Raw genomic sequence first — 17,962 nt, 5'->3', positions numbered from 1 at the left:
TGCCTACGGTTCGAGTCCTTCGAGCCAGGCGGTCAGGTTCATTGACTGCTGTAGGGGTTCCCCGAAGAGGTCGGGGCTCGCCTGGGCGAGGGGGCGGAGGATGGCGACGGTTTCTTTCACGGTGGTCAGCCCCTCCGCTCTCCGGCCGGCTCCACCGAGGTCGATGGAGACTTTGAAGAGGGCCATGGCGAGGTTGGGCAGGTAGGCGTCGGGGTTGGCTTCGGCCAGGGTGCGGTAGTAGCCGACGGATTCCTCAGAGGCGGCCAGGCCCTCCGCGCGCCGGCCCAACTCACTCTGCCGACTGGAGAGGTTGGCGAGGGCCATGGCGAGGTTGGGCAGGTAGGCGTCGGGGTTGGCTTCGGCCAGGGTGCGGTAGTAGCCGACGGATTCCTCAGAGGCGGCCAGTCTCTCCGCGCGCCGGCCCACCTCACCCAGCCGAGTGGAGAGGTTGGCGAGGGCATCGGCGAGCTTGGGCAGGTGGGCGTCGGGGTTGGCTTCGGCCAGGGTGCGGTAGTAGCCGACGGATTCCTCAGAGGCGGCCAGGCCCTCCCCGCTCCGGCCCGCCTCACCCAGCCAATTGGAGAGGTTGTTGAGGACCGTGGCGAGCTTGGGCAGGTGGGCGTTGGGGTTGGCTTCGGCCAGGGTGCGGTAGTGGCCGGCAGATTCCTCGGCCGCGGTCAGGCCCTCCGTGCTCCGGCCCACGGCGCCCAACCGGACGGAGAGGTTGTTGAGGGCCATGGCGAGGGTGGGCAGGTGGGCGTCGGGGTTGGTTTCGGCCAGGGTGCGGAGGATGGAGACGGATTCCTCGGCGGCGGCCAGGCCCTCCCCGCTCCGGCCCGCCTCACCCAGCCAACTGGAGAGGTTGTTGAGGACCGTGGCGAGCTTGGGCAGGTGGGCGTTGGGGTTGGCTTCGGCCAGGGTGCGGTAGTGGCCGGCAGATTCCTCGGCCGCGGTGAGGCCCTCCGCGCTCCGGCCCACGGCGCCCAACCGGACGGAGAGGTTGTTGAGGGCCATGGCGAGGGTGGGCAGGTGGGCGTCGGGGTTGGTTTCGGCCAGGGTGCGGTAGTGGCCGGCAGATTCCTCGGCGGCGGCCAGGCCCTCCGCCAGCCGCCTCACGGCGCCCAGCCGGTTGGAGAGGTTGTTGAGGGCGTCGGCGAGGGTGGGCAGGTGGGCGTCCGGGTTGGCTTCGGCCAGGGTGCGGAGGATGGAGACGGATTCCTCGGCCGCGGTCAGGCCCTCCCCGCTCCGGCCCACCTCACCCAGCTGGCCGGAGAGTCTGTAGAGGGCCATGGCGAGGTCGGGCAGGTGGGCGTCCGGGTTGGCTTCGGCCAGGGTGCGGTAGTGGCCGACGGATTCCTCGGCCGCGGCCAGGCTCTCCGCGTTCCGGCCCACCTCACCCAGCTGGGCGGAGAGGGTGAGGCGGGCGCCGACGAGGGTGGGCAGGTAGGCGTCGGGGTCGGCTTCGGCCAGGGGACGGAGGATGGAGAGGGCTTCCTCGGCGGCGGTCAGGCCCTCCGCGCTCCGGCCCATGGTGCCCAGCCGGACGGAGAGGTTGAGGAGAGCCACGGCGAGGTTGGGCAGGTGGGCGTCGGGGTTGGCTTTGGCCAGGATGCGGCGGATGGAGGCGGCTGCCTCGGCGGCGGTCAGGCCCTCCGCCAGCCGCCCCACCTCACCCAGCCGGCCGGAGAGGTCGTTGAGGGCCGAGGCGAAGTCGGGCAGGTGGGCGTCCGGGTCCGCCACGGCCAGGGGGTGGTAGCGCCACGCGATGGTGGCGGCGAGGCGGGCTGCGGTGGTGGCGAGGCGGTGGCTCGTGTGGGGGAGCCGGTCGTGGAGTTCGGTGAGGGTGTCGAGGGGGATGTCGGGGTCGGTGGTGAGGGTGTCGAGGGCGGTGATGAGTGGGGTCGGGTGGTCGGTGCGGGTGGCGGTGGTGATGATGTGCGCGGCCAATGCCTCATGGTGGCGGAGGCAGAGGTCGGTGAGCCGACCGTCGAGGCGGTTTTGGAAGACGGGGTGGGCGGCGGCGCGGCTGTAGACGGTGAGGAGTTGCTCGGCCTGGGCGTCGTCGGCGCCGTCGAGGAGGCGGTCGGCGAGGGCGGGGTCGGTGTCGAGGATGCGTCCGATGTGGCGTTCGGCGAGGCGGTCCGGCTGGAGCGCACCCCAGGGTGAGCCTGGGGCTGTGGTGGGGTAGAGGGCGGTGAGCCAGGCGGTGATCCGGTCACGTCGGTCGCGTGATTGGTCCGCGAGCGCGGGCAGGCGCCGCCAGAGCTGGTCGGCATGATCGCGGTCGGTGGCACCGGTGAGGTGGGCTGCGGCGAGCGTGGTCCTCAGGGTGTCCAGGCTCAGGCCAGGGGTGAGGCCGCAGGCGGTGGCCGTGTCGCGCCAGTAGCGGGCTTCGTGGCCGAGGAGCCGGTCCTCGACGTCCCGCGCGTCCGCGTGCCCGGCGCGGTCCGCGGGTTCGGTGCGTGCGGTGTCGAGGAGGTCGGCGAGGGCGGTCATGTGGAGGGTGAGCGCGTTGCCGTAGGCGTCGTCCAGGCCGAGTCGTGGAGGCGGTCGCAGGCTCGTGGCGTCCTGGGCCCAGTCGTGCCCGGCGAGGCCCTCGACGAACGGAAGCACGGCCGCGAGGGCGTGGGCGGCGTCGAGGTAGAGGCCCACGCGCCGGCCCGGGTGGTCCTCCAGCGCGGTGAGGTGGTGGGTGCGGGCGGTGGTGAGGTGGTCCTCGGCCTGCCGGCTGGCTTGGCGGGCCTGCTGCCACCAGTCGCCGGCGGTGCGGGCCAGCAGCAGGAGTTTGAACGGGCTGGTCCCGGGGTGTTCGGCGGCAGCGTCGACGATCGCGCCGAGTTGTTCGGGGCGGGTCTCGGCGTAGTCGAGGACCACCAGCAGCGGCTTCGCCGCGCGCCGCAGTTCGCGCAGTTGCTCGGGCCCGGCGCCGGAGCGGGGCCACAGCACGGTCCAGCCCCGGCCGGCGAGCCTGCGGCCGAGGTGGTGGGCGAGGCGGGTCTTGCCCTGCCCGGCCGGGCCGTGCAGCAGCCATGCCCCGAACCCGTCCAGCCGGCACCACGCCTCCAGCTCGGCGAGCAGGTCCTCGCGGCCGTGGAAGGGGACGATCTGCCGCCCGGCCTCCAGCAGGGCCGCCGGTGTCACCGGGGCGCGCCGTACCGCGGTGATGGTGGGGTCGGCGATGTCCTGGAACTCGACCGCCTCCAGCCCGCCCGCAGGGCTTCCGCTGTGCTCGGTGAGGGCGGTGCGGAAGGCGGGGTCGTGGTGGAGGACGTAGGAGGGGACGACGTTGAGCCGGCCGTGGGCGGAGTTCGCGCGGTCGGCGGCGACGATGCCGGTGAGGTAGCGGTCGCAGAACACCGCCGCTCCCGACAGTCCCCCCCCACGGCGACGTCCCGTCGCCCGGCCACCCGGAACCCGGGGTGCGCAGGTCCATGACGTACTGGTTGCCGACGAAGCCGCTGCCCGGGTTGATCTCGCCGTGCAGGTGTGCGGCCTCGACCGCCTGCCCCTCGCGCTGGGCCTCGTCGGGGAAGCCCCACGTCTCACACGGGGCGGCGGGGCGGGTGGTGTCCGGACGCCCCCACCGGACCGGAGTGGTGGGTGGCTGCCAGTGCGGGGAGTCGTCGACGAGCACGAGCGCCGCGTCGTCGCGTCCGCCCGGGGCACCGGCCCACACGACCCGGCCTTCCGCCGTGCCGGTGCCGGCCGGGTGGAAGACCGTCACCCCGGTGCCGGCCGGTCCGGTGACGTGGGCGGAGGTAAGGATCAGGCGTCCACCGACCGCGTACCCCGACCCTCGCCCGCCCGGACCGTTCACCCCGGCAAGCCTTACCCGCTCCACCCCAGCCCCCTACCCTCCGGTCCTGTGTACTTCTGCGTGGCCGCAGCCGGGCCAAGGGGCGCCGGCCGCCGTCCCGGTTTCAGTCGGCGATGCGCCCGGACGCGTCGCCGGGGCCCTCCCGGTCCGGGGCAGCCGAGCTGACGAGCAGGTCGCCGCCGTCAGGGCGCTTCGGGGTGAGGGTGAAGGCGACGCGGTGGGTGCGGGCGCGCGAGAGGCCGGCCTCGGTCTCCGCGCCGACCGCGAACAGCTTGAAGCCGGCCTTCGCCTTCGCGTCGGCGCGCAACTCGACCTCGAACTCCATCTCCACCGGCCCCACCGCGAATACCACCTGCGGATCGTCACCCGCCCGCGCCGCGGCCTCCAGCAGCTCGTCGCGTACTGCCGCGACCGCGTCCGCCAGCGGAACATCCATCAGACCCACCCCTTCAAGCACCTGACCGCGTCGTCATGCCGATGCGGACACCGTAGAGCCCGCGCGGAGGCCTGCGCAGGGGAAAGGCGACTTCGACCCGACCAACCCGCCGGCCAGCCCGGGGCAGGCGGGCGGGCCCACCGCCGGCTACGCGCAGGTGTCGAGCATCTCGACCAGGGCGGCCTTCTCCGGCTCGGTGACGGAGAGGCCGTAGACGTGCTTGGTGTCGGTCCAGGCGCGGGAGTAGGTGCACCAGTAGCCGATCGCCGGCGGGCGCCAGGAGTCCGGCGACTTGTCGCCCTTGCTCCGGTTGGAGGCCGCCGACACCGCGATCAGCTGCGAGTGCTGCAGGTCGTTGGCGAAGGCGCGGCGCTTGGTGGTGGTCCAGCCATCGGCTCCGGAGCGCCAGGCGGCGGCGAGCGGTACGACGTGGTCGATGTCGAGGGCCTTGGCGTCGGTGAAGGTCTTGTCGTCGTAGGGGCTCACCCAGGTGCCGGAGACGGCGCGGCACAGCTCGTCCTGGACGACATTCTCACCGTCGCGAGCGAGGACGGTCTCGCGGGTGTCGCACTCTCCGGAGATCTTGATCCAGTGAGGAAACTTCTCCCGGCTGTAGCCGTCCATGGAGTGCGGGGCTTGGACAGTGAGCCCGTCGAGTTCGGCGCGCACGACGTCGACGGGCGGCGGCTCGGGGAGTTCTCGGCGCGCCGGCACCGTGCTGGCGGGCGGGGTGGTCGCCACGGCGGCGGCCGGGACGGCGCTGGGCAGGAGGACCGCGGCGAGCGCGGCCAGGACGGTGGCGCCGCGGCGCCACCCGGTCGTGGTGATCATGAGCTCACGTCTACCGGCGGCGCTGCGGCACCGGGCGGTTGGTCACCCGGTCGGCGGCGAGCCCGGAATGGAGTTGACGGCGGGTTGCCGGTTCCTGGGGCTGCTGGAGCGGCGGGCTTGAAGGTAGGCGGTCCAATCGGTGGCCGCGCGGCGGCGCCATTGCTGGGCGGTGATGACGTGCAGGCCGAGCATGGGGGCGAGGATGGCGGGCGGTAGGTCCTGGGCGAGTTGGACCAGGGCGGTGGTGCGGGCCGCGCGGATGGGGATGTGGTGGGCGGTCAGGCGCCGGCACAGGGCGGTGGCGGAGATGTGCCGGCCGGCCCGGATGCCGGGAAAGAGCCAGCGGCGGGGGGAGTTGGCCGCCCAGCCGGACGGCGGTGGCCGGTCGGCGAGGTCGGCGAGGAGCCGGCCGAGGGGTTCGGGCAGCCGGATCGGGGTCCGGTCGAGGACGAGCACGGGATGGCCGTCGACCGTGTCCAGCGCGTCGGTGGGCAGGGCGGCGATGCGGGTGGCGTGCTGGCCGAACAGGAGCAGGAGGGCGCCTGCGGCGCGGACCTCCAAGGGCATCGCGGTGTCGGTGAGGCACTGCTGGAGGAGTTCCCAGTGGGAGTCCTCGTCGAGGCCCGCGGGTTCGGCCTTGGGCCGGTGGGGGACGAGCAGGGGCCGGCTGTGGCCGCGGCGGGCGGCCCAGACCGCGAAGTCGCGGACCTCGTAGCGGGTTGCGGGGCCGTCGGCGAGCCAGGCGTCGACCTCGTGCTGGGTGACGTCGGCGAGAACGAGGCCGTGCTCGCTCATGGCGGTGAGGAAGGCCGCGGCGAGGTTGATGCGGGTGTAGGCCCAGCGGATGCGGTGCTTGAACCCGTCCCGGCGCCCCGCGGCCCGGCGGGCCCGGGGCAGCAGCGACCAGCGGACGTACGGGCGAAGGAGCAGGGCGTGCTCGGGGTGGCGTGCCATGACGCGGGCGAGGTGCCGCTCGATCCGGGCGGCAAGCTCGTCGCGTTCGGGCAGGGCCTCGTAGGTGACGAGGACGCCGCGCAGGTAGTCGACGCTCTGCGCGCCGCCGCGGCCCCCGGCGAGGGCCAGGCGGTCCAGGTCCTCGTGGGTCAGCGGCCGGCCGGCGGCGACCAGGCGGGTCAGGAGCCGGGAGGAGTGCGCGCTGCGGATCCAGGTCAGGACCGTCCTCGGCTGCTCGCACGCGGCCAGCGCCGCGCGCATCCGCGCGTACTGGTCGCCCGGCGAGGCCTCGGCGGGGCCGAGAACGGCGTCGAGCTCGTCGTGGAGGGTGCAGCGGTCGCACAGCCCGCGGACCTTGTAGGAGCGCGGGTTCGCGCAGCGCGGGCACGCGTACGGGTCCGGGTGGCCGGCGCACGGGCCGCAGACCCGGTGGCCGTCTGCGCGGGCGATCAGCACCCGGGACTTCCGGCAGGCCGGGCAGGTGCCGGGACGGGTTCGGGCCTCGCGGTAGCAGGGCTTGCAGACCGGGCCGAGCGGCCAGCGGGCGCAAACGGGCGCGGTCGTCGGGCACAGCGCGCACGGCTCGGCCGGGCGCGGCCGGCAGCTCGAGCACGGGTCGATCGGGGCGGGCCTGCCGCACGTCGAGCACGACCTGGTCGACGAGAGGTGGGCGCGCTGGCAGCTCGCGCACCGCTGGTGGGAGGGCCGGGGCCGGGTCTTGCCGCACGTGGTGCAGGGGCCGACGTTGCCGCGGATGGCGAGGACGCCCTCGCACCCGAGGCAGACCCGCCCGCCGGGCACCGCGCGCCGTAGGGTGCGCACGCGTCCGCAGCGCAGGCAGGCCGGCGCCCTCACCCCGGAGATGCCGGCGCCGGCCAGCTCGGTGATCAGGCGCTGGACCGAGCGCGGGGCGTCGGAGGCCCCGCTGACCAGGGCGTCCGGGTACCGGCGGAGGTGGTCGCGGATCCGGGTGCGGGCGGGCGGCGTCATGTCGGCGACGATCCGGGCCGCCTCGTCGGCCGGCAGCTCGGGGAGGAACGCGGTGAGGCGGCCGGCGAGTTCCACCCACGCGGGCGGCGGGACGGCCGCATTGCTGGTCACAGGCCCTGCGGACGCTGGATCCGCACCCGCCGGGCCGGCGGCACACTCGCCGGCGAGGCGGTGTCGCCCGTCGCGGTGGGCTTGGCGACCTGCCGGCGCACCTCCTTCACCGTGATCAGGTCCGCCGGCGAGCACTCCAGGATCCCGCACAGCGCGGCGAGCGTGTCCATCGACAGCCGCTGCGGCGGCTGGGTGACCAGCCGGAACACTTGCTCGCGAGACAGGTTCACCCCGTACTCGGCCAGCCTCGGTACCAGGTCCGTCGTCTGGAACATGCCCCGCTCGGCCATCAGCAGGCGAAGGTTCCACTCGACACCCATGCGCTTCATCACCGCGGCCCCCTCCCCTTCCCACCCGCGCGTTCCAGCTGCCGGGCGAGCGCCGCCTCCAGCAGCCGGTTGCGGTACTCGTCCGACACCCACGTGTACAGCGCCGTCGTCGATGCGTAGGCGTGGCCGACCTGCTCCTGGACGAACCGCTCCGGATACCCGAACTCGACCAGGTGCGTGATGTAGGTGTGGCGCAGGCAGTGCAGCTCCAGCTCGTCCGGCAGGCCGGCGTGCTCGCGGACCCGGGCGAACACCTCGTCCAGACGTCGCACCCCGACCCGCCCGCACCGCTCGGTCATCCACAGCGCCGGATGCGCGCCCGGCGAGAACCCGGGCCGGACCTCGTCCACCCACTCTTCGAGGACCGGGACGATCCAGTCGACCTCCGGCACCGTGAGCACCGTGCGCCGCTTGGGCGGGCTGCCCCGCGAGGCCTTGCCGAACCGCACCTCCAGCGCGCCGAACCGCCCGTACGCCTTGGCCCGGGGGTTGTGCCGCAGGTCCGCCAGGTCCAGCATCGACGTCTCGCGCCGCCGGGTCCCGTACGCGTAGACCTGCTTGATCATCACCGCGTCCCGCCACGCGGCCAGCACACCCTTGCGGCGGCGCTTGCGCTTCAGCTCGACCAGGTCGTCGGCGGCGTCGAAAAGGGTCTGCAACTCGTCGTAGGTCAGCGCCCGCCGTCCGGGCCGGCCCTCGAACTCGGCGACATGGTCGGCGGTGTTCCAGTCGTGGCAGACCTGCACCGGGACCTGCCCGAACGCCTCCTCGCAGGCCAAGGCCCAGCCGTAGCGGCCGTCCGTGACGAACGCGCAGAACATCTGCAGGTCGCCCTGCTGCCCGCGCACCGTCGAGTGCGCCAGCGGCGAGGTGCCCGACATCTGGTGGGCGAAGTACGCCTCGACGTCCTCCGGCGTCCACTCCCACGGATACGTCCCCGTGTACAGCGCGAACCGCCGCACCAGCCCCAGCCGGTCGGCGATCGTCTTCTTCGTCAGCAGCCGGCTCTGCTGCTGTTGCTCCCACCCGCGCAGCATCGCCTCGAACATCGCCGGCGCCGGGTCCAGAGCCCGCACATTCCCCGGCACGACCAGCCGGAACGCCCCCGGCACACCACCACTACGCACGCCCACTCCACGGTTGCATGTGATGCAACATCGTGGCGTTCGATGGGTTCCGTTCGAGGTCGGAAGCCTTAACGAGACCCCAACAGGCAACTACTCACCGGCGTTCGACCAGGCCACCCCCGTGCCGGACCGATGCGGCATTGATGCAGCCGCCACAACTCCGCCTACTTCGAATCGTGCACCTCCGCAAGTGGAACAATATGGTCAACGTCCAGGGCAGAGGCGGAAGCTACGGTCACACCGTCGTAGTAGGAGTACCACTCGCCACCGATCAGCTTGCAGCCCGACGCGACCTGCGGCGCGACGACGGCCTCGGAGAGGATGACCTCCGCCCGGGTGTTGCAGCCGTCGGTGAGGTCCTTGCCGCGGTTCCAGTGCCGGTAGAGGCTGCGGTCGTAGCCGTCGCGGTGCTCGTCGGCGATCGGCAGGGAGGCGACCGCGTCGGCCAGGGACAGCGGACCTGCAACGCGCGCGGCACCGGCGGAGGCTTCCCCAGCCGGGGCTGGGGCCGGGGTCTCGAGCGCGCCGGCGGGGATAGCGCCGCCCAGCAAGGGCAGCGTGGCGAGGGCGAGCACGGCCAGGCCACGCAGCCGAAGGTATTTGATCATGAGGCGGCTATAGCGACCCCCTGCCCCCGTCCGGCCCCTATCCGGCAAGAGATCACCGGGCCGGGTGTCGCGCCCGCCCCTCGGTGGACCGCCCGGCTGCCACAGGTCCTGCACTGCGGCATGCCGGACCCGGCCGGTGCAGAACCGGAGCTACGCCGACCGGGTGTAGGAACTTATCCACACCCCGGAGTTGTCCACAGGGGTTGGGGGATTTCCCCACAGGCGTGACCTGTTCGGCGAGCATCCGTGCCGGCGGCCTTGACCAGGAGGCCCAGTACCGAAAGGCGGTCCGCGATGGCACGAGGTGGATCAGCAGTGCGGCGCACCGGCAGGCCCAGAAGGCCGTCCGATCGCCGACGCAGGACGGTCGCGCAGCCGGAAGCACCGGAGACGCGGATGCTGGCGGCGGCCCGGGTCGGGGCCCGGTTGCTCGGAGAGCTCATCGGCGGAATCCTCGGCACGTGACGGTGACTGCGACAGCAGGCCGAGCCTCTGCTTCGCGCGCTCGACGAACCGGCGATCTGGTCCCCGCCGGGCCCACCCCGGTCAGGACGCGGACTTGAGATGCCGACCGCGCGCGACCTTCTCCACGGCCTTCTGCAACTCGTCTCGGTTCATGGTCGAGCGGTGCGCGATCTCGTAGCGGCTTGCCCGCTCGTACAGCTGCGCCTTGGTGAGCGTCGACAGGTCCTCGCCGGTCTTCTTCTTCGCCGTCGGCTTCCCGGTGGTCGAGCGGGAGCCGGCGGTGGTCTTCTTCCCGCCGGCCGCCTTCGGTGTCCGGGTGCTCTTGGGCGCAGAGCGGCCACCGCGCGCCGCTCCGGCCGCCTGTTCCTTGCCGGTACTGGAGGCGGCGTCGAGGCTGGCGCGCAGCGAGTCCATGAGGTCGATGACGTTGGTGGTCTCCGGCGGGGCACCCTGGGAGACGGCGATCTCCTTGCCCTTGGCCTTGGCCTCGACGAGGTCGCGGACCTGCTGCTCGAAGGTGTCCTGGTAGTCCTCGGGCTTCCAGTCGGTGGTCAGCATGTCGATCAGCTGCTCGGCCGTGGCCACCTCCTGCCCCTGGAACGGCGCCTTGCTGTCGGGAAGTTCGGGGATCTCGGCGTGGGGGTCGCGGACTTCGTCGCTCCAGTGCATGGTGTGCAGCTGCAGCATCCCGGCGACGGAGCTGAGCGCGGTCAGGTACTCCTTGCCCCGCATGCTGAACACGGCCAGGCCCGCCCTGCGGGTGCGGTCGAGGGCCTGGGTGAGCAGCTGGTAGATCTTCGCGGTCGCCTTGTCCGCCGGGGCGACGTAGTAGGTCTTGGCGAAGTAGATCGGCGGGATGGCGTCGAGGTCGACGAAGCCGGTGATCTCGATCGTGCGGCTGCGGCCGGGCGCGATCTCCTCCAGCTCTTCAGGCTCGACGACCACGTACTGCCCCCCCCGACAGCTCGTAGCCCTTCACGATGTCCTCGAACGCCACCTCCTCGCCGGTGCGCTCGTTCACGCGGCGCAGGCGTACCCGGTCGCCGGTGCCGCGCTCGATCTGATGGAAGTGCACCGTGTGGTCGTCGGTCGCGCTGTACAGGGCCACGGGCAGCGACACCAGCCCGAAGGTGATCACCCCCTTCCACAACGGTCTGGCCATCACCGCTCTCCTTCCTGCTCGGCGGCCCGGCGCGCCGCCGCGTACTCCTCGCGGGCCCGCACTGCGGCCGCGTGGGCGCCGGCGGCCTCGGCGGTGGCAAGGTCAAGGTCGCCACGGCGTTCGGTGAGCGCGGCGGCCGCGCCCTCCGCCTCGTCGTGGGCGCGCCGCAGGGCCGCCTGGGCGCGGTCGACGCCGTCCTGTGCCTGCTCGTGCCGGGCGGCCAGGTCCTCGACCTGCGCCGCGAGCCGGTCGCGCTGCTCGGCCGTCGTCAGCTCGCGGCGGGCCTCGGCGACCCGCCGCCGGGCTTCCTGCCGGGCGGCTTCCCGCACCGCGCCCGGTTCACGCCCTTCCTCGCACTCCTCCTTCCCGCCGCGCGCCCCCGGCCGCGGGGCCACCGCTGCCTTGTCGGCCTTCTTCACCGGGCCGCCCGCTGCGGCCGCCGGCAGCATGGTGGGCTCCTGGAGCGCGGCCGACAGCCGCCCGGCCGCCACCTCGGCCGCCGCCTGCGGCGAGGCCAGCGCCGCGCGCAGCGTCTGCTCCACCTCCCGCAGATGCCCCTCGCTCAGCCGTACTCCGGCCTCGGCCGCCGTGGCGCGGGCCCGGGCGGTGAGCGCGGCCACCAGCCGGTGCCGCCGGGCAGACAGCTCCCGAAGCGCAGGCCCGGCCAGCCCCTCCTGGGCCTGGCGCAGCGCCCGGCCCAGCTCCAGCAGCTCCCCCACCTCGTCGGGCTGGGTGCGGGCGAGGCGGTTGACGGCGAACGCCGCGGTGGTCGGGCGGCGCAGGGCCTTGATGCGCGCCGCTCCCGCGCGGTCGCCCGCCGCGCGGGCGCGGGCGGCGGCCTCGTTGCGGGCCTTGGTGAAGCGCCGGGCGCCAGGACGAACAGCGCGTCGCCCTCGGCGAGGTCGTCCGGCCGCAGCTGGGTCGGCCTCCCGCCGTCGCTGGCCGCGTTCACGAGGTCCGCAGCGCGCGCTCGCACTCCCGGCACCGGAAGTCGGCCAGCGCGGGCGGGTACCAGGGCTCGCCGTAGGCGGGCTGGTAGTGGGAGTGCTCCATCCCTGCGGTGTCGCGCCCGCACAGGGTGCTCGCCTGCGGGTCCTCCGGCACGTCGGGGTCCGCCCCGGCGGCGTGCACAGCGACGACCGCAAGCTCGGCCCGGTCGGGGTCGAGCACCTTGCCGGGGTGCAGTTCGAAGAGGACGACGATCGAGGCCATGCCCTGAGGATCTGGCACCCGGCCGACCGGCACACCCCGGGAGCGGCCGTTCGGCCCGCGCGGCCACCGCCGCCGACACAAGCGCCGCCGGGGCGGCGCGGGGACGAACCCCGCCAGCGGAAATTTCACGGTCCATCTCATGCTATTTTCTGTCTTTTCCGTTCACTCGCACGGACCATGCGCTGTTCGAATTCGCAGGGGTAGGCTTCCGGTGGTTCTGCAATTGCAGTTTTAATTGCAGAACTCGGTGCGGCCTGCATCTTCGTGCGGGTCGGCGCCGGATCCGGCGCATCGGGAAGAGCAGAAGGCGGAACCTTGATGAGCGATTTCTGGAACGGCATGCCGGCGCAGGCGATCGGCGGCGTGGCGTGGGTGAAGTCGGAGGCCAGCAACGTGACAGGGCAGTGTGTCGAGGCGGCCGCGCTGCCGGGCGGCGAGGTGGCGGTCCGCAACAGCCGGGACCCGCAAGGCCCGGCGCTCGTCTTCTCCCCGGGCGAGATGCGGGCTTTCCTGGACGGCGCGCGAAACGGTGAATTCGATCACCTGATCTACGCCTGACCTGTTCGGGCGATAATTCGATAGGCGACACGCGAGGGCGCGCGCCCTTACTCTATGGAAGACTGGTAAACGTCTTCCCATTAAGGAGGGGGCGCGTGCCTTTCGCATGCGACGATTCAGACGGCCAGGTATACGCGTTTCCGCGGCCGGCCGCCGATCCCGCCCGGAACCCGACCGCGGCGATGATGCTGGTCGGGGTCCAGCTGAAGACCCTGCGGGGAAGCCTGACGCTGGCGGCGGCCGCCCGCAAGGCGGGCTTCTCGGCGGCCAAGCTCAGCCGCCTGGAGAACGGCCTGCAGGCGCCCAAACCGGCCGACATTGCCAAGCTGCTGCGCGCCTACCGGGCCAGCCCTGAGGTGGCCGACGCGATCGGCGAACTGGTGGAGTACGCGCGGGCCGCGCGCTCGCACTGGCTGTACGCTTTCCGGGACCTGGTGGACGGCGACGTGCACCGCCTGATCGCCCTGGAGACCGCCGCGGCGCTGCTGGTCACCTACGAGGCCAAGATCGTGCCGGGCCTGATCCAGACCCCGGCCTACTACCGGGCGCTGTTCGAGGCCGAGCTGCGGCCCCGGCAGGCGGACGAGCTGACGCGGCGCATCGCGCTGCGCGAGCGCCGCCAAGAGCTGTTCTTCGAGAACCCCGCCCGCTGCGTCTTCTACCTGGAGGAGTCCAGCCTCTACCGGCAGGTCGGCTCGCCGCGCGTGATGGTCGAGCAGTTGGAGCAGCTGTACGCGCTGACGTGCCGCAAGGGCTTCGGCATCCGCATCATCGGCATGGACCACCTGTTCGCGAGTTCGATCTCCTCGCTGACGCAGCTCGACTTCGGCAGCAGCGCCCTGCGGGAGCTGATCTACAACGAGACGCTCACCGGCGGCGAGTACTTCACCCACGGCCCCGACGAGCCGCCGGCCCGGGGCCAGCGGTGCAAGCTGTCCGAGATGGAGCAGTACAAGGAGCAGCTGCTGCGGCTGATGCAGATCAGCGCCGGCCGCTTGGACAGCCGCTTCCTGATTCTCAAGGCCTTGCAGCACTGGCAGCGGCGGCTGTGAGGCGCGCCGACGGCTACGCGGTGCCGGGCGCCGGCGGGACGAGGGCGAGGCCGCCGTACTCGGTCCACTCCTGGGTGCGCTGGCGCGGCAGGACCTCGTGGTCGGGCCGCCACAGGCTCACGTCGCCGAGTCCCGGCGGCTGCACGTCCAGGCCCTCGAAGTAGGCGTCGACCTCGCGCGCGGTGCGCACCCGGCCCCACTGTCCGTGGGTCTGCTCGTCCATGAGGGCGGTGACCTTGCGCCGGACCTCCGGGTCGTCGCTGACCAGCTGGCAGATCACCACCACGCTGCCAGGCGCCAGGCGCCAGAGCGTCTCGCGGACCATCGCGGCGGCCTTCTCGTCGTCCACGCAGTGCAGGACGGAGACGAACAACGCCGCGACCGGGCGCTTCAGGTCGATCAGCATCCGCAACCGGCGGTCGGTGAGCAGCCGGTCGGTGTCGGCCATGTCGGCGTCGATCACCGCGACGTTCTCGTTCTCGTCCAGCAGTGCCCGGGCGTGGGTGAGCACCACCGGGTCGTTGTCGACGTAGGCGACCCGACAGTTCGCGTTGACGCGCTGCGCGACCTGGTGGACGTTGTCCTGGGTGGGAAGGCCCGAGCCGTGGTCGATGATCTGGTCGATGCCGTACTCGGCGACGATCGTGCGCACGACGCGCCGCAGGAACGCGCGGTTGTTCACCGCCAACTCCCGCGAGTTCGGTGCGGTCACCAGCAGTTCCTCGACGGCGAGCCGGTCGCTGGCGAAGTTGCTGTTGCCGCCCAGCAGGAAGTCGTACATCCTCGCCGCGCTGGGAACCGTCACGTCGATCGGCCTCTGCGCTGGTGCGGACTCGCTCACGGTGCCCTCCGTGTCCGACAACCCCGGCTCTCCCCAGGGCAGATGATCGCCTCATGGTAGAGGGGCAGCCCGAAGCGCACCACGACGCTAAGGGGCCCGTCACCCCCCAGGGTGACGAAAGATGCGACGTGGCGCTCGGGTGGCGAACGCCGTGGCGGATGGTGGTCGGTCACCCGCCCGCCACGGCGCGCGGCTCAGCGGTCCTGGATCGGGTTCTCCTTCGGGTCGGCGACGGCCAGCCTGCGGCGGGCCATCAGCAGGTCAGCGGCCGTCTCGGCCGTCTCGCGGCCCATCAGGCGCGCGCTCTGCGCCACCGACAGGCCAAGGCGGTGGAGCAGTTCCACGTCCGCCAGGCCGGCCGGCAGAAGCTGGTTCAGCCGGTCGGCGGTGGGATTGGGAGCGTGGAGGCAGGCCACGCTCACAACCTCCCGCAGGGTGCGCCAGGCGCACGCCACGGGGCGGCGCTGGAGCAGCACGCCACCCCACTGCCCGGCGGTGCGCCGCAGGGCGAGCCGGACCGCGTCCTCGCTCAGGCCCGGGTCACCCAGGCGCGCGAGCGCGTACAGGTCGTAGCCGGGCTTCTGCATGAGGACGAAGGCGCTGAAGCCACTCAGATAGGGCTGGGCCGCCGGCGCGGCCCGGTCGCTCTCCGCTGCCACGGGCCTCCTTCGAACGGATGTGGTCGCCTCGGACGGTACGGCCACGCACGCGGCGACCGCCCCTCGCGCGCCGCCCGACCGCCCGGCGATCAGTTCCCGCTCCGGCGCGAGCACCGGCGCCCGAGCAACGGCACCAGCCGCGGCAGGACGTTCAGCACCGCCTCAACGGCCCGCGCACGGTCCGCGTCCATCGGAAGCACCGACACCAGCAGCAGCGGCAGAGACGTCAACACGGCGACCCAGGAAGCGGTCTCGCGCGTGACAACATCGCGCCTCTTCCGCTGGGAGCCTCCGGCACTGCTAGCTTGGACCTTCCCCGCCGAGCTTCGGGCGCGCGCGGGAAAGGGCCGAGAGCGCATGTTCATACATGTTCCTCATGAGCCCTGGACGCCCCGGGAGTACACCACTACTGCCCGGGGCAACTCCTCGACGAGGAGCCGTTGCTCACGGTAGCCGCCCTGCGGCGCTCCACCGGCCTCCAAGCAGCCCGATGCAAATCCATTTTTCCGACGACCCTTTGGTCTACGACATGCCGCTCAGAAGCTGTCCCGGATCACTCTCGCAGTGACGGAACCGGTCCTTCCCGGACAGCTTTGCAGCTTTGTCCGCGGCATTGGGCTCTCCGGCAGGCCAGACGCCTCCGACGGTCGACACCGGGCGCCCGGTGGTCCTCGCGGTCGGCCCGACGATCCGTCCGCGGGTCCGTCCAGGCGCTCGCCGGAACTGACGGCTGATACACGCCTGGGGCCCGCCGCTGCGTTCCCCCAGCCAGGGATAGCGCTACGTCGCCCCCACACCCGATCCGTGACGGACATGACATCTGGTCAGGGCTCCCCAGTCTTCTGAGGAGCCCTGACCATGGAGAGCGGTCAGAACCGGTGGTCGAACACTACGGTCACTGGTGCGTGGTCGCTCCAGCGTTCGGCGTGGGATGCGGCGCGTTCGACGTAGGCCTTGATGGCCTCGTCGGCCAGGTCTTTTGTACAAACACTTAGGTCTACTCTCCAGCCGGAGTCGTTGTCGAAGGCGCGGCCGCGGTAGGACCACCAGGAGTAGGGGCCGGTGCGGTCGGGGTGGAGGTGGCGGACGACGTCGACGTAGCCGGCTTCGTCGTAGACGCGGGAGAGCCAGGCGCGCTCCTCGGGGAGGAAGCCGGCGGACTTCTGGTTGGCCTTCCAGTTCTTGAGGTCCTCGGGGCGGTGGGCGATGTTCCAGTCGCCGCAGACCACGACCTCGCGGCCGTCGGCGGCGGCGCGGGTGCGGAGCTTGTGGAGGTGGACGAGGAACTCCGCCATGAAGCGTTCCTTCTCGTCCTGGCGCTCAGTGCCGACCTCGCCGGAGGGGAGGTAGAGGCTGGCGACGGTGAGGCCCGGCAGGTCGATTTCGACGTACCTGCCCGAATTGTCGAATTCCGCCGACTCGAAGCCGATGGCCGTGCGGCTCGGCTCCGTCCGGGAGAGGATCGCCACGCCGGCCCGGCCCTTGGCGGCGGCGGGGGCCCACACCGTGTGCCAGCCCTCCAGGTCGCGCAGCTCGACGGGGAGCTGCTCGGGCTCGGAGCGCACCTCCTGCAGGCAGACCACGTCCGCCTCGGTGGCGGCCAGCCACTCGATGAACCCCTTCTTGGCCGCCGCCCGGATTCCGTTCACGTTCACACTCGTCACCACGATCACCCGGAGAGCCTACCCACTGCCGGGTGCGGGGCCGCGCCGCGACGCGTCCGCTTGCGGAGCTGACGTGAACGCACCATGAAACTCCGCGGCAGTCCCGCCGGGCCGCGCCATTGGTCTTGACCATCTCCCGATCCAGCCCCTAGGGTCACTTACTGCAAGGTCCTTTAATAAAGAAGGACGGAAAAAGCCCGCTCTCCCACCTGCCGCAACAGCGGGCAGCGGGCCGGGATCCGCCCTCCTTCAGCAGGGCGGAAGACATCAGGGTGGAGGACACGGTGGGAACGACGGGACAGCTCACGGCGGTACCGGAACCGAAGTACTGGCACCTGCGCACGGTGCTGCTCCGCGCCATCGACACGGAGTTCTCCACCGGCCAGATCCTGCCGAACGAGCGCGAGCTCGCCGCCCGCTTCGGTGTCGCCCGGGCCACCCTGCGGCAGGCGCTCGACCAGCTGGAGCTGGAGGGCCGCCTGGTCCGCCGACGGGGGATCGGCACCCTCATCGCCGCCCCCCGGGTCGGCGTCCCGGTGAACCGGCAGGAGGAGGGCTGGCCCGGCGCCGCCCGCAGCCAGGCCTGGCGCACCGTGGACTGCACCACCGCCCCGGCCACCCTGCGGCTGGCGACGGCGCTCGGCGTCGCCGAGGGCGCGTCGGTGCACACCGTGCGCCGGGTGCGGCTCGTGCAGGGCCGGGCCATGGCCACCGAGTCGCTGCACGTGCCCGCCGCCGCGCTGCCGCACCTGCCCGGCTTCCGCGCCGAGAGCGACCGCGCCCGCTCGGTGCTGCGCCAGCTGGAGCGCCTGGAGGTCGACGGCGAGTCCCGCTCCGTCGAGCTGGGCGTCGCCGAGGCCGAGCAGGCCGCACTGCTGGAGCGCCCGCCCGGCTCGCCGGTGCTGGTGATGACCACGCAGTACGCCGCGGCCGGCCGGCTGGTCGCGCTCGCTGTCTCCACCTACCGTGCGGACACCTGCAAGCTCACCTTCGGAGAGACCGGCCTCGTCGAGGTCACCCCCGTCGGCGCCGCCCCCGTGGGTGCCGCCGCCTCCTGAACCATCTCCGAAAACCCTCAGGCCCAGGCCCGGACACCCCGCCAGGTGTCCGGGCCTGGGCCGTTTCGTGCCCGGATGTCGTGAAGCG

At 72.5% G+C, this 17,962-nt stretch carries 17 protein-coding genes; 3 read left to right on the top strand and 14 right to left on the bottom strand.

All coding sequences use genetic code 11. The annotated features are described in order from the left end of the window. Positions 1-3: 3 nt before the first annotated feature. From ABZW10_RS31355 to ABZW10_RS31305, 11 genes are all read right to left on the bottom strand, one after another. Complete coding sequence (locus ABZW10_RS31355) at positions 4-3,357, bottom strand: hypothetical protein (RefSeq protein WP_355372657.1); 3,354 nt, start codon at positions 3,355-3,357, stop codon at positions 4-6. 563 nt (positions 3,358-3,920) lie between these two features. Then, positions 3,921-4,253 (bottom strand): trypco2 family protein, encoded by a 333-nt coding sequence (locus ABZW10_RS31350; protein WP_355372654.1) that lies wholly within the window; start codon positions 4,251-4,253, stop codon positions 3,921-3,923. Positions 4,254-4,400: 147 nt separating this feature from the next. Further along, a complete protein-coding gene (locus ABZW10_RS31345; protein ID WP_355372651.1) occupies positions 4,401-5,084 on the bottom strand; it encodes an HNH endonuclease family protein in 684 nt (227 codons plus the stop codon). Between the two features lie 42 nt (positions 5,085-5,126). Further along, positions 5,127-7,139 (bottom strand): hypothetical protein, encoded by a 2,013-nt coding sequence (locus ABZW10_RS31340; protein WP_355372649.1) that lies wholly within the window; start codon positions 7,137-7,139, stop codon positions 5,127-5,129. Continuing rightward, a complete protein-coding gene (locus ABZW10_RS31335; protein ID WP_355372646.1) occupies positions 7,136-7,471 on the bottom strand; it encodes a helix-turn-helix transcriptional regulator in 336 nt (111 codons plus the stop codon). Before ABZW10_RS31335 ends, ABZW10_RS31340 begins: the two co-directional genes overlap by 4 nt. Continuing rightward, complete coding sequence (locus ABZW10_RS31330; RefSeq protein ID WP_355372643.1) at positions 7,468-8,595, bottom strand: site-specific integrase; 1,128 nt, start codon at positions 8,593-8,595, stop codon at positions 7,468-7,470. Before ABZW10_RS31330 ends, ABZW10_RS31335 begins: the two co-directional genes overlap by 4 nt. A 164-nt stretch (positions 8,596-8,759) precedes the next feature. Further along, positions 8,760-9,203: a hypothetical protein gene (locus ABZW10_RS31325; RefSeq protein WP_355372639.1), complete on the bottom strand. Its 444-nt coding sequence runs from the start codon at positions 9,201-9,203 to the stop codon at positions 8,760-8,762. A gap of 546 nt (positions 9,204-9,749) precedes the next feature. Beyond that, entirely contained in the window at positions 9,750-10,613 is an 864-nt protein-coding gene (locus ABZW10_RS31320; protein WP_355372636.1) for a Ku protein, read from the bottom strand. Further along, entirely contained in the window at positions 10,597-10,830 is a 234-nt protein-coding gene (locus ABZW10_RS31315; protein WP_355372633.1) for a Ku protein, read from the bottom strand. The genes ABZW10_RS31320 and ABZW10_RS31315 overlap by 17 nt, the downstream gene beginning before the upstream one ends. Next, positions 10,830-11,549 (bottom strand): hypothetical protein, encoded by a 720-nt coding sequence (locus tag ABZW10_RS31310; RefSeq protein ID WP_355372631.1) that lies wholly within the window; start codon positions 11,547-11,549, stop codon positions 10,830-10,832. Before ABZW10_RS31310 ends, ABZW10_RS31315 begins: the two co-directional genes overlap by 1 nt. Positions 11,550-11,778: 229 nt before the next feature. Beyond that, positions 11,779-12,042: a hypothetical protein gene (locus ABZW10_RS31305; protein ID WP_355372628.1), complete on the bottom strand. Its 264-nt coding sequence runs from the start codon at positions 12,040-12,042 to the stop codon at positions 11,779-11,781. 318 nt (positions 12,043-12,360) lie between these two features. Between ABZW10_RS31305 and ABZW10_RS31300 the strand changes: the two genes are divergently transcribed. Together ABZW10_RS31300 and ABZW10_RS31295 are read left to right on the top strand one after the other, a co-directional pair. Further along, entirely contained in the window at positions 12,361-12,600 is a 240-nt protein-coding gene (locus ABZW10_RS31300; protein WP_355372625.1) for a DUF397 domain-containing protein, read from the top strand. 182 nt (positions 12,601-12,782) lie between these two features. Then, positions 12,783-13,652 (top strand): helix-turn-helix transcriptional regulator, encoded by an 870-nt coding sequence (locus tag ABZW10_RS31295; protein ID WP_355372622.1) that lies wholly within the window; start codon positions 12,783-12,785, stop codon positions 13,650-13,652. A gap of 13 nt (positions 13,653-13,665) precedes the next feature. Here ABZW10_RS31295 and ABZW10_RS31290 read toward each other — a convergent pair whose 3' ends face one another. From ABZW10_RS31290 to ABZW10_RS31280, 3 genes are all read right to left on the bottom strand, one after another. After that, positions 13,666-14,493, bottom strand: a complete 828-nt coding sequence (locus ABZW10_RS31290) for an SAM-dependent methyltransferase (protein ID WP_355372620.1) — start codon at positions 14,491-14,493, stop codon at positions 13,666-13,668. Positions 14,494-14,687: 194 nt separating this feature from the next. After that, positions 14,688-15,152, bottom strand: a complete 465-nt coding sequence (locus tag ABZW10_RS31285; RefSeq protein ID WP_355372617.1) for a hypothetical protein — start codon at positions 15,150-15,152, stop codon at positions 14,688-14,690. Between the two features lie 869 nt (positions 15,153-16,021). Then, the gene (locus ABZW10_RS31280) at positions 16,022-16,825 is read right to left on the bottom strand and encodes an exodeoxyribonuclease III (protein ID WP_355372615.1); all 804 of its coding nucleotides are present in this window, start codon (positions 16,823-16,825) and stop codon (positions 16,022-16,024) included. A 275-nt stretch (positions 16,826-17,100) separates the two neighbouring features. Here ABZW10_RS31280 and ABZW10_RS31275 point away from each other — a divergent pair, with 275 nt between their 5' ends. Further along, positions 17,101-17,874 carry a GntR family transcriptional regulator gene (locus ABZW10_RS31275; protein ID WP_355372612.1) on the top strand — a complete coding sequence of 258 codons (774 nt, stop codon included), beginning with the start codon at positions 17,101-17,103 and terminating at the stop codon, positions 17,872-17,874. The last annotated feature ends 88 nt before the right edge of the window (positions 17,875-17,962 follow it).

The organism is Kitasatospora sp. NPDC004723 (genome assembly GCF_040609255.1).
Classification (GTDB): domain Bacteria; phylum Actinomycetota; class Actinomycetes; order Streptomycetales; family Streptomycetaceae; genus Kitasatospora.
This window is presented reverse-complemented; position numbering and strand designations above follow the sequence as displayed.

Bases quoted from the DNA above. Each gene is read 5' to 3' on its own strand.
- ABZW10_RS31295 (WP_355372622.1), top strand. From the start codon at position 12,783: ATGATGCTGGTCGGGGTCCAGCTGAAGACCCTGCGGGGAAGCCTGACG.
- ABZW10_RS31345 (WP_355372651.1), bottom strand. From the start codon at position 5,084: ATGATCACCACGACCGGGTGGCGCCGCGGCGCCACCGTCCTGGCCGCG.
- ABZW10_RS31305 (WP_355372628.1), bottom strand. From the start codon at position 12,042: ATGGCCTCGATCGTCGTCCTCTTCGAACTGCACCCCGGCAAGGTGCTC.
- ABZW10_RS31325 (WP_355372639.1), bottom strand. From the start codon at position 9,203: ATGATCAAATACCTTCGGCTGCGTGGCCTGGCCGTGCTCGCCCTCGCC.
- ABZW10_RS31315 (WP_355372633.1), bottom strand. From the start codon at position 10,830: ATGGCCAGACCGTTGTGGAAGGGGGTGATCACCTTCGGGCTGGTGTCG.
- ABZW10_RS31350 (WP_355372654.1), bottom strand. From the start codon at position 4,253: ATGGATGTTCCGCTGGCGGACGCGGTCGCGGCAGTACGCGACGAGCTG.
- ABZW10_RS31300 (WP_355372625.1), top strand. From the start codon at position 12,361: ATGAGCGATTTCTGGAACGGCATGCCGGCGCAGGCGATCGGCGGCGTG.